The sequence below is a fragment of the Micromonospora sp. URMC 107 genome (genome assembly GCF_051386315.1).
Taxonomy (GTDB): domain Bacteria; phylum Actinomycetota; class Actinomycetes; order Mycobacteriales; family Micromonosporaceae; genus Micromonospora.
In genome coordinates this window covers 1-10,421 of record NZ_JBPQTK010000169.1, presented here as the reverse complement: position 1 = coordinate 10,421, position 10,421 = coordinate 1, and the positions used below count along the sequence as shown (strand labels likewise).

The window sequence follows — 10,421 nt, the reverse complement described above, 5'->3', positions numbered from 1 at the left end:
CACAGGGGGCCGCGGCCGGCGCGGAGCAGCAGCAGCGCGAGCTGCGTGCCGTCGGTGCCGAGGGCGGCCCGGAAACGGGCCGTTTCCGGTGGTACGGGTCAGCAGGCCACGTCGATGCCCCGGGCGCGCAGGAACGGCGCCGGGTCGATCTGGTTCCACATCTGGCCCTGGTGCACCTCGAAGTGCAGGTGCGGGCCGGTGGAGTCGCCGGTGGACCCCTCCAGGCCGATGGTCTGCCCGGCGCCGACCTTCTCGCCCACGCCCACCCTGGTGGTGCTCAGGTGGGCGTAGTGGGTCAGGTAACCGTTGCCGTGGTCGACGAAGACGGAGATGCCGTACCCGTCGCCGACGTCGCCGGCCTTGGTGACGGTGCCGCCGAAGGCCGCGCGGACCGGGGTGCCGGCGGGCAGCGCGAAGTCGATGCCGGCGTGCTGGGTGCCCCAACGCGGGCCGTAGCAGGAGGTGATCGCCGCGCCCTTCATCGGGATGACCCAGCTGGGCTTCGGCTTGCTGGTCTTCTTCGGCCTCGGCTCGGCGGAGGTCGTCTTCGGGCTGGGCTTCGCCGACGGGCGGGCCTTCGTCGGGCTGGGCGTCGGGCTCGCCGAGGGCGTGGCCGGGGCGGTCGTCTCACGCGTGGAGCGGTCGGCGCGGTCGGCCGCCTCCGCGCGGGCCTGCGGCTCCACCGCGGCGGCCGGGAGGGAGGGTTCGTCGTTCCCGGTGGCCGCGAAGGCCGCCCCACCGAGGCCGAGGCCGGCCAGGGCCGCCGCGGCGATGATCACGCGGGTGCGGCTGCCGAACCGCCGGCGCGGGGCGGGGGCGTCGGGGGTGTTCTCGTTCCGAATGTCTTCCTGCACGGCGGACCTTCACTGATCGAGGGGGCACTTGACCTCGAAATACTGGTGTCGCCACGCCGCGTGACGGGTACTGGGACGCAACCGCGCCGGGGCGGGGACGGCCATTGCCGTCCGGTACGTACCCGTCCGGGGCCTTCGCTCGCAAAAGTGATCATGTGAAGCCGTGGTGCCCGTCACAATCGTGGATGTGACCCGGCTTACTTTGGTCGGCGGTGGCAAACGAAAAACCGCCCGGATCGGCAGATCCGGGCGGTCAACGGGCGATGCGCAGCGTCAGGGCGCGGCTACCTCGCTGTAGTGCGCTTCGACTTGTAGCTTGATGTCCACTCCGCGCTCCATGAGCCACGGCACCGGGTCGCGCGGCTCGCCCTTGACATGCACCTCGAGGTGCAGGTGGGAGCCGTAGGAGTGGCCGGTGTTGCCGACGAGGCCGAGCTGGTCGCCCGTCTTCACCTGCTGCCCCTCCTTCACGCTCAGCGCGGAGGAGTGGCCGTAGATCGCCTCGCTGCCGTCGGCGTGCTGGACGATGACGGTGTAGCCGTAGCCGCCGAACCAACCGGCCTTGGTGACGGTGCCGCTGTGGATGGCGACGTAGGGCGTGCCCTCGGGGGCGACCAGGTCGACGCCGGTGTGCAGCTTGCCCCAGCGCATGCCGTAGGGCGAGTGGAACTCGTAGTCCTGCTGCAGCGGGAGCAGCCAGACGTCGGACTCGGCGGACTCGTCCGCCCCGCCCCGGTTGCTGTCGCGGCTGGCGCGGTCGGCGGCGTCGACGCGGGCCGCGGCGTCCTGGTTGATGGTCGAGGCGGCCTTGAGCTCGTCGAGGACCGACGGGCTGACGCTCTTGGCGTCGGGCAGGGCGCTCGCACCGATCGCGACGATGCCGGCGCCGACGAACGCCGTGGTGACGACGGCTGCGTAGCGGCTACGCGGGGGGGTGGGTACGCGGCGGCGGCCGCGATATCGATCGGGCTCAGACGACAGGCGCTGGCGCACGCACACCCTCCGTTGTCGGGGATCCGAAGCGGCTTCGTCGACGCCCGTGAAGCTCGGGTGAACGTCGGCTGACCGCGTCGTCACCCGTCCGTGGACCTGATGACAACCGTGGACACGTTAGCCAACCACCAGTCCCGTTACAAGCCGAAGCGCCGAATTGCCGCCGCGTTCTGTCCCTTTGCGTCCATTATTGTCACAGGTCGTACCCCTCGAACGGTGCCCCCCTAACTGCCCGTTCGTCGCGCAGGGTGACCGAACGGCGGAGTCGTCCGGCTTGACGCCGAGGGTCGGCGGGCTCCGTCGTACCGGCGCGGCGGGGACCCGGCCGGGCCGCGCGCCCGCCGGCTTCGCCGCCCGGATTTCCCGGGCCGGGCCGGGCGGGTTACCGTTCGTTCAGTGAAGCCGCGGAGCCGGTGAAAGGGATGCGCTGATGAGCTCTCGTGTTCGGGTCGTCGTCGCCAAGCCGGGCCTGGACGGCCACGACCGTGGCGCAAAGGTCGTCGCGCGTGCCCTGCGGGACGCCGGCATGGAGGTCATCTACACCGGTCTGCACCAGACCCCGGAACAGATCGTGGAGACCGCGATCCAGGAGGACGCCGACGCGGTCGGCCTCTCCGTGCTGTCGGGGGCGCACATGACGCTGTTCCGGCGGGTGGTGGAGCTGCTCGGTGAGCGCGACGCCCGCGACATCGTCGTGTTCGGCGGCGGCATCATCCCCGACGCCGACATCCCGGAGTTGCAGCGGATCGGCGTCGCCAAGATCTTCACGCCGGGCGCGACCACCCAGTCGATCGTCGAGTGGGTTCGGCAGAACGTCGCCCAGCCCGTCGCCTGACCGCGGTCGCGGATTCGGGGCCGACGGTGGGTCGGCGGTCGACACAGGACAGGGGGAGGGGCCGGACGCACCCCTCACACGTCCGGCCCCTCTATGCACGATGCCCCGCCGCCACCCCTCGACCGACAGGGCATCGGCCGCTCCCGTCGCCGCGCTGCGAGCAGCGCTCCGACACCTGACTCAACGACGCCCCCACGGAGGGGTTACGCGCCCCCGGCAACATCGCCCGGACGGCTGACATCGGGCCGAAGTCGCGGAAAGGCCGCGCGACGCCGCCGATTGTGCATTACCACACAACCCGCACCCGCTCGGTTGCCGGCGGTGTCCACCTCGCTAGGCTGCGCCCAATGGCCTGTGTCAAGTGATGACAGGCGTCAAACTGTTTTCCATAACGCTGGTGGCGGCGCGACGGCGCGCCGCGGAGACGGGACGGGACGCGCAAACGTGGACCTGTACGAGTACCAGGGGCGGGACCTGTTCGAACGGCACGGCTTGCCCGTGCTCGCCGGCGGCGTCGCCACGACCCCGGAGGAGGCCCGCGCGATCGCCGAACGCCTCGGCGGTCGGGTGGTCGTCAAGGCGCAGGTGAAGGTCGGTGGCCGAGGCAAGGCCGGCGGCGTGAAGCTGGCCGAGGGCGCGGAGGAGACGGTGGCCCGCGCCACCGACATCCTCGGCATGGACATCAAGGGCCACACCGTCCACAAGGTCATGATCACGGTGACCGCGGACGTGGCCGAGGAGTACTACTTCTCCTACCTGCTCGACCGGGCGAACCGCACCTTCCTCTGCATCGCCAGCGTCGCCGGCGGCATGGACATCGAGCAGGTCGCCGCCGAGACCCCGGAGAAGGTCGTCAAGGCCCCGATCGACGCCAACACCGGCGTCGACGAGGCGAAGGCGCGCGAGATCGTCACCGCCGCCAACTTCCCCGCCGACGTGGCCGACCAGGTCGTCGAGGCCGCCGTGGGGCTGTGGAAGGCATTCGTCGCGGAGGACGCCACGCTGGTCGAGGTGAACCCGCTGGCCAAGACCGGCGACGGCAAGCTGCTGCTGCTCGACGCCAAGATCACCCTCGACGAGAACGCCGGGTTCCGGCACCCGGACCACGAGGCGCTGGTCGACCAGGCCGCGGTGGACCCGCTGGAGCAGGCCGCCAAGGAGAAGGACCTCAACTACGTCAAGCTCGACGGGGAGGTCGGGATCATCGGCAACGGCGCCGGCCTGGTCATGTCGACTCTCGACGTGGTCGCGTACGCCGGTGAGCGGCACGGCGGCGTCAAGCCGGCCAACTTCCTCGACATCGGCGGTGGCGCGAGCGCCGCCGTGATGGCGAACGGGCTGGAGATCGTCCTCTCCGACCCGTCGGTGAAGAGCGTCTTCGTCAACGTCTTCGGCGGCATCACCGCCTGCGACGAGGTCGCCAACGGCATCGTGCAGGCGCTGGCCCTGCTCGAGCAGCGCGGCGAGCAGGTCACCAAGCCGCTGGTCGTCCGCCTCGACGGCAACAACGCCGAGGCCGGCCGGGCGATTCTCGACGGCGCGAACAACCCGCTGGTCCAGCGGGTCGACACGATGGATGGCGCGGCCGAGCGGGCCGCCGAGCTGGCGGCTGCGGGGGTCTGACAATGGCTATCTGGCTGACCAAGGACTCGAAGGTCATCGTCCAGGGGATGACCGGTTCCGAGGGTTCCAAGCACACCCGGCGGATGCTCGCCGCGGGCACCAACGTCGTCGGTGGCGTCAACCCGCGCAAGGCGGGCCAGACGGTCGACTTCGACGGCACCGAGCTGCCGGTCTTCGCCAGCGTCGCGGACGCGATGGCGCAGACCGGTGCGGACGTGACCGTGATCTTCGTGCCGCCGCAGTTCACCAAGGGCGCGGTCGTCGAGGCGATCGACGCCGGGATCGACCTGGCCGTGGTGATCACCGAGGGCGTGCCGGTGCACGACACCGCCGCGTTCTGGGCGTACAACGTCGCCAAGGGGGAGCGGACCCGGATCATCGGCCCGAACTGCCCGGGCATCGCCTCGCCGGGCGCCTCCAACGCCGGCATCATCCCGGCCGACATCACCGGCACCGGCCGCATCGGCCTGGTCAGCAAGAGCGGCACGCTGACCTACCAGATGATGTACGAGCTGCGTGACATCGGCTTCTCGACCTGCGTCGGCATCGGCGGTGACCCGATCATCGGCACCACCCACATCGACGCGCTCGCCGCGTTCGAGGCTGACCCGGAGACCGACGCGATCGTCATGATCGGTGAGATCGGTGGCGACGCCGAGGAGCGGGCCGCCGAGTTCATCAAGGCGAACGTGACCAAGCCGGTGGTCGGCTACATCGCCGGCTTCACCGCGCCCCCCGGCAAGACCATGGGGCACGCCGGTGCGATCATCTCCGGCTCGGCGGGCACGGCCGACGCCAAGAAGAGCGCGCTGGAGGCCGTCGGCGTCAAGGTCGGCAAGACCCCGACCGAGACCGCCAAGCTCATGCGGGAGATCATGTCCGCGGGCTGAGCCCGACTGACGTACGACCGGAGGGCCGACCGTTCGCGGTCGGCCCTCCGTCGTCGTGGCGTGGGTGGCCTCAGTCGTTGTAGAGCGGGTAGTTGCCGCCGGCCCAGAGGACGCCGCTGCCGATGATGTTGAGCACCCCGAACGCGATCGCCAGGTAGCCGAGCACGGGCGACTGGCCGAAGCGCTTGGCGTCCCGGATCGACAGGTAACCGAAGACGATCCCCAGGATGCCGCAGCAGAGCAGGCCGAGGATGATGCCGAGCACGCCCCAGAGCACCGTGCGGTCACGGCCGGCCGCGGACGGCGCTGGCGGGGGCGGCGGATACGGAGTGTTCACGGCTCTCCTCCGGACGTCGGTGCCGCGACCCTCGGTCGCGTCCCTGCGCCCGAGGCTAGACCGGATCGGGGGCGGGAGATGGTGGATCACGGAACTCGTCGCCGCTACGGGGCGGTATCGGACTGCCGCCGCCGGCCCGGCATGCCAGAGTAGACGCGATGTCCTCCGTCACCCCTGATCAGCCCAGCCGTCCCGGCGTCGACGTCGGCCCCGGCGCCCGGCCGGCCGCGCCCGCCGGGCGGGGTCGGCGGGTGCCCGCGCCCCGCGCCGGCGAGCCGCGCCGCAGCCGCGCCCCGCTCGCCGTCGCGGCCGGGGTCGCCGCCGGGTGGGCGGCGCTCACCTCATGGCTGCCGGTCGTGGTCGTGCTCTGGTTGTTCCAGCTCAGCGAGGGTGCGGCCTCCGTGCCGGGTGCGCTCCGCGCCGGGCTGGCCGGCTGGCTGCTCGGGCACGGCGTACCGCTGGACACCGCCGCCGGCCCGCTCGGGCTGGCGCCGCTGGCGCTGACCGTGCTGGTGGTCTGGCGGCTGACCCGGGCGGGCGTGCACGCCAGCCGGGCCATCGGCGCGCGGGGTGGGCGGTCACCCCGGCAGGCGCTCCTCGCCGCCGGTGCGGTCGGCGTCGCGTACGCGCTGCTCGGGGTGCTCGGCGCGGTCCTGGCCGGCGTGTCACCGGTGCGCGCCGGGCTGACCCTCGTGGTGCTCGGCACGCTCGGGGCCCTGGTCGGCTCGGTGCGGACCACGCACGTGGCCGGCCTGCTCGCCGCGCGCTCCCCGGAGCCGCTGCGCGACGGGATCCGCACCGGGCTGGTCGCCGGGCTGCTGCTCTTCGGCGCGGGGGCCGGCGCGGCGGGGCTCGCCGTGGCCACCGGGGGCGGGGACGCCGCCGACCTGATCGGGGCCTACCGCACCGGGGTCGCCGGCCAGGCCGGCATCACGCTGGTCAGCCTCGCCTACGCGCCCAACGCCACCATCTGGGCGGTCAGCTACCTGCTCGGCCCCGGTTTCGCCGTCGGCACCGACACGGCGGTGCGCACCAGCGAGGTCTCCGTGGGGGCGCTGCCGGCCGTACCGCTGCTGGCCGGGCTGCCGCGCGGGCCGGTCGACGGCCTCGGGGCCGGGCTGCTCGCGGTGCCGGTCCTCGCCGGGATGGCGGCGGGCTGGCTGCTCGCCCGGCGGCTGCTCCGGATCGCCGCCGACGACCGGACGCCGCTGCGCTGGGGGCCGCTGCTCGGGCCGGCGGCGCTCGCCGGTCCGGTGGCCGGTCTGCTGCTGGGCGCCGCCGCGGCCGCCTCCGCCGGGCCGCTCGGGGGCGGCCGGCTGGCCGAGGTGGGGCCCGTCGCCTGGCAGGTGGCGGCGGTGGCGACCGCGGTCGTCACGGCCGGGGCGCTGATCGGCGCCGCCGCGACCCGGGTGCTGTCCCGCGCGCCCCGCTGAGGGCCGGCAGCTCGCCCGGCCCGCCGAGGGCCGGCAGCCCCCGGCCCGCCGAGGGCCGGCAGCCCCCGGCCCGCCAAGGGCCGGCAGCCCCCGGCCCGCTGAGGGCCTACAGACGCCGAAGGGGCGCCCCGGACGATCCGGGACGCCCCTGTCGCATGGCGGTCAGGGCTGGTTGGGCAGCGTGAAGCTGAAGCCCAGCAGGATGATCTGCAGCAGGCCGAGCACGACGCCGATGGCGCCGCAGATCAGGCCGGCGAGGGCCTGACCGTTGTTGTCGGCCAGCCCCTGGGCGGCCTTCTGCTTGCCCAGCCACCCGGTCACCAACGCGCCGATGCCCAGTGGGATGCCGAGGTAGCAGCAGACCAGCGGGATCGAGGCGATGCCGAGGATCATGGACACCAGACCGAGGGTGTTCTGCTGCTGCCCCGGCCCCTTCCCGGTGAACCCCGCGTTGGGGTACATGGGCGGCGGCGCGTACGCCTGCTGGCCGTACGGGTCCTGGTACGGCTGCTGCCCGTACGGCTGACCCGACGCCGGCTGCCCGTAGGGCTGGCCCGAGGTGGGCGGCTGCCCGTAGGGGTCCTGCTGGCCGTACGGGTTCTGCGGTGCGGCGTACGGGTCGTTCGGCTGCCCGGAGGTGGGCTGCTGACCGTACGGCGCCGCGGGCGGCGGGGCGTACGGGTCGTGGTGCGGCGCGGTCGGATCCTGGTGCGGCTGCTGGCCGTACGGATCCTGTCCGGGGTAACCGGGCTGCATGCGACTCCTCGTCCGATCTGTCAGTAGCCGCTGGTGGAGGTGTTGCCGCCCACCACGCCGGCGAGCCCACCGAGCAGGCAGCACACCAGCACGATCACGTACCAGCTGATGCCGACGATGAGCGCCCACTTGGACCACTTCTTCGACTCGGCGGCGGCGGCCTGGGCCCCCGCATAGTCGCCCTGCTGGAGCAGCGGGTTCACCTTGGAGGCGTTGATGATCGCCGGGATGGCCAGCGGCCAGAAGAGGAAGATGGCGACGATCGACATCGTCATGTTGTTGTTGACCTGCGGCTGCTGCGGCTGGTATCCGGGCTGCATCTCGGCGTACTCCTCATTCCACTCGACACCCCGCCAAGGGCGTCGGATCACTGACGGGTGCGGGCCGACGCGCGCCGGGCCCGAGCGACCGGCAGCGTACCTGGTCCGGGCCATTCACGTCGTCGGTGAATGTCGCAATGCCCAGCGGATGGACCCGCCGGCACGCCCGATAGGGTGGCCCGGTGACCGAGCCCGCGTCCGTCGCCCGCATCGTCGTCCTCGTCTCCGGCTCCGGGAGCAACCTTCAGGCCCTGCTCGACGCCGGCGCCGATCCTGCGTACGGGGCCCGGGTGGTGGCCGTCGGCGCCGACCGGGACGGCATCGCGGGTCTGGACCGGGCCGCCGCGGCCGGGGTACCGACCTTCGTCGAGCGGGTCGCCGACCACCCCACCCGCGAGGACTGGGACGCCGCGTTGACCGCCCGCGTCGCCGAGCACCGGCCCGACCTGGTCGTCTCCGCCGGTTTCCTCAAGCTGGTCGGTCCGCACTTCCTGGCCGCCTTCGGCGACCGCTACCTGAACACGCACAACACGCTGCTGCCGGCGTTCCCCGGCATCCACGGCCCGCGCGACGCCCTCGCCTACGGCGTGAAGGTCACCGGGGCCACGCTCTTCTTCGTCGACGCCGGCATGGACACCGGCCCGATCGTCGCGCAGGTCGCCGTGCCGGTGCACGACGACGACGACGTCGAGACGCTCACCGAGCGCATCAAGGAAGCCGAGCGGCGCCAGCTCGTCGAGCAGGTGGGCCGCCTGGTCCGCGAAGGTTGGACGATCACCGGAAGGAAGGTCACGGTCCCGTGAGTTCCACTCAGGACGAACGCCGCCCGATCAGGCGGGCGCTGGTCAGCGTCTACGACAAGACCGGCCTGGTCGAGCTGGCCCGGGCGCTGCACGAGGCCGGGGTGGAGCTCGTCTCGACCGGCAGCACGGCCTCGGCCATCGCCGGCGCGGGGGTGCCGGTGACCCCGGTGGAGACGGTGACCGGTTTCCCGGAGATCCTCGACGGGCGGGTCAAGACGCTGCACCCGAAGGTGCACGGCGGGCTCCTCGCCGACCTGCGCAAGGACTCCCACGTCGCCCAGCTCGACGAGCACGGCATCGCGGGAATCGACCTGCTGGTGTCCAACCTCTACCCGTTCCAGGCCACCGTCGCCTCCGGCGCCGGCGTCGAGGAGTGCGTGGAGCAGATCGACATCGGCGGTCCGGCCATGGTCCGGGCGGCCGCCAAGAACCACGCCTCGGTCGCCGTGGTGACCGATCCGGCCGCGTACCCGGCGCTGCTCGCCGCGCTCGACGAGGGCGGCTTCACGCTGGCCCAGCGGCGGGTGCTGGCGGCCCGCGCCTTCGCCGTCATCGCCGAGTACGACGTGGCGGTGGCCGAGTGGTGCGCCGCCACGCTGGCGCCCGAGGAGGACGGCTGGCCGGCCTTCGCCGGGCTGTCGCTGCGCCGCTCGGCGGTGCTGCGCTACGGCGAGAACCCGCACCAGCCGGCGGCGCTCTACGTCGACCCGTCCAGCCCGGCCGGGCTCGCCCAGGCCCAGCAGCTGCACGGCAAGGAGATGTCCTACAACAACTACGTCGACGCCGACGCCGCGTGGCGGGCGGCCAACGACTTCGCCGACCAGCCGGCGGTGGCGATCATCAAGCACGCCAACCCGTGCGGCATCGCGGTCGGCGCCGACGTGGCCGAGGCGCACCGCAAGGCACACGCCTGCGACCCGGTGTCCGCGTACGGCGGGGTGATCGCCGTCAACCGGCCGGTCTCGGTCGAGCTGGCCCGGCAGGTCTCGGAGATCTTCACCGAGGTGCTGGTGGCGCCCGGGTTCGACGAGGGCGCGGTGGAGATCCTCCAGGGCAAGAAGAACATCCGGCTGCTGCACGCGCCGGCCTTCGACCCGCTGCCGGCGGAGTGGCGGCAGGTCACCGGCGGCGTACTGGTGCAGATGGCCGACCGGATCGACGCCGAGGGCGACGACCCGGCCAACTGGCGGCTGGCCACCGGCGAGGCCGCCGACGAGGCGACCCTGCGTGACCTGGCCTTCGCCTGGCGGGCGGTGCGCGCCGTGAAGAGCAACGCGATCCTGCTGGCCAAGGACGGCGCGACCGTCGGCGTCGGGATGGGCCAGGTCAACCGGGTCGACTCGGCGCAGCTCGCGGTCAGCCGGGCCGGGGCGGACCGGGCCCGGGGAGCGGTCTGCGCCTCGGACGCCTTCTTCCCGTTCGCCGACGGCCCGAAGATCCTCATCGACGCCGGGGTGCGCGCGATCGTGCAGCCGGGCGGCTCGATCCGGGACGAGGAAGTGATCGCCGCCGCCAAGGAGGCCGGCGTCACCATGTACCTGACCTCCACCCGCCACTTCTTCCACTGACCCCCACCC

Annotated in this window: 11 protein-coding genes and 1 pseudogene; 6 read left to right on the top strand and 6 right to left on the bottom strand. The window is 72.8% G+C overall.

Annotated elements, in window-relative coordinates; translation table 11 throughout:
• The 3 genes and pseudogenes from ACSNN9_RS25830 to ACSNN9_RS25820 all read right to left on the bottom strand — a co-directional run.
• Positions 1-77 (bottom strand): annotated as a pseudogene (locus ACSNN9_RS25830) (chorismate mutase); the annotation flags it as partial.
• 21 nt (positions 78-98) lie between these two features.
• Complete coding sequence (locus ACSNN9_RS25825) at positions 99-854, bottom strand: M23 family metallopeptidase (protein ID WP_436675796.1); 756 nt, start codon at positions 852-854, stop codon at positions 99-101.
• Between the two features lie 273 nt (positions 855-1,127).
• Positions 1,128-1,847 (bottom strand): M23 family metallopeptidase, encoded by a 720-nt coding sequence (locus tag ACSNN9_RS25820; protein ID WP_436675795.1) that lies wholly within the window; start codon positions 1,845-1,847, stop codon positions 1,128-1,130.
• 430 nt (positions 1,848-2,277) lie between these two features.
• Here ACSNN9_RS25820 and ACSNN9_RS25815 point away from each other — a divergent pair, with 430 nt between their 5' ends.
• The 3 genes from ACSNN9_RS25815 to sucD all read left to right on the top strand — a co-directional run bounded on the left by ACSNN9_RS25815 (position 2,278) and on the right by sucD (position 5,195).
• On the top strand, positions 2,278-2,682 hold the full coding sequence (locus tag ACSNN9_RS25815) for a cobalamin B12-binding domain-containing protein (protein ID WP_101412721.1): 405 nt from the start codon (positions 2,278-2,280) through the stop codon (positions 2,680-2,682).
• A 444-nt stretch (positions 2,683-3,126) separates the two neighbouring features.
• Positions 3,127-4,305, top strand: a complete 1,179-nt coding sequence (gene sucC, locus ACSNN9_RS25810; protein WP_436675793.1) for an ADP-forming succinate--CoA ligase subunit beta — start codon at positions 3,127-3,129, stop codon at positions 4,303-4,305.
• A 2-nt stretch (positions 4,306-4,307) separates the two neighbouring features.
• Positions 4,308-5,195, top strand: coding sequence for a succinate--CoA ligase subunit alpha (gene sucD, locus ACSNN9_RS25805; protein ID WP_357876059.1), 888 nt, complete (start codon positions 4,308-4,310; stop codon positions 5,193-5,195).
• A 70-nt stretch (positions 5,196-5,265) separates the two neighbouring features.
• On the opposite strand, the gene ACSNN9_RS25800 is transcribed toward sucD, so the two are convergent.
• Positions 5,266-5,532, bottom strand: a complete 267-nt coding sequence (locus ACSNN9_RS25800; protein ID WP_436675791.1) for a DUF4190 domain-containing protein — start codon at positions 5,530-5,532, stop codon at positions 5,266-5,268.
• A gap of 158 nt (positions 5,533-5,690) precedes the next feature.
• Here ACSNN9_RS25800 and ACSNN9_RS25795 point away from each other — a divergent pair, with 158 nt between their 5' ends.
• The gene (locus ACSNN9_RS25795; RefSeq protein WP_436675790.1) at positions 5,691-6,965 is read left to right on the top strand and encodes a cell division protein PerM; all 1,275 of its coding nucleotides are present in this window, start codon (positions 5,691-5,693) and stop codon (positions 6,963-6,965) included.
• A gap of 162 nt (positions 6,966-7,127) precedes the next feature.
• Here the strand turns inward: ACSNN9_RS25795 and ACSNN9_RS25790 are convergent, their stop codons facing one another.
• Positions 7,128-7,721 (bottom strand): DUF4190 domain-containing protein, encoded by a 594-nt coding sequence (locus tag ACSNN9_RS25790; protein WP_436675789.1) that lies wholly within the window; start codon positions 7,719-7,721, stop codon positions 7,128-7,130.
• A gap of 20 nt (positions 7,722-7,741) precedes the next feature.
• Positions 7,742-8,041 carry a CD225/dispanin family protein gene (locus ACSNN9_RS25785; protein WP_358080922.1) on the bottom strand — a complete coding sequence of 100 codons (300 nt, stop codon included), beginning with the start codon at positions 8,039-8,041 and terminating at the stop codon, positions 7,742-7,744.
• A gap of 182 nt (positions 8,042-8,223) precedes the next feature.
• Between ACSNN9_RS25785 and purN the strand changes: the two genes are divergently transcribed.
• Together purN and purH are read left to right on the top strand one after the other, a co-directional pair.
• On the top strand, positions 8,224-8,844 hold the full coding sequence (purN, locus tag ACSNN9_RS25780; RefSeq protein WP_358080925.1) for a phosphoribosylglycinamide formyltransferase: 621 nt from the start codon (positions 8,224-8,226) through the stop codon (positions 8,842-8,844).
• Positions 8,841-10,412, top strand: a complete 1,572-nt coding sequence (gene purH, locus ACSNN9_RS25775; RefSeq protein ID WP_436675788.1) for a bifunctional phosphoribosylaminoimidazolecarboxamide formyltransferase/IMP cyclohydrolase — start codon at positions 8,841-8,843, stop codon at positions 10,410-10,412. The genes purN and purH overlap by 4 nt, the downstream gene beginning before the upstream one ends.
• Positions 10,413-10,421 lie beyond the last annotated feature (9 nt).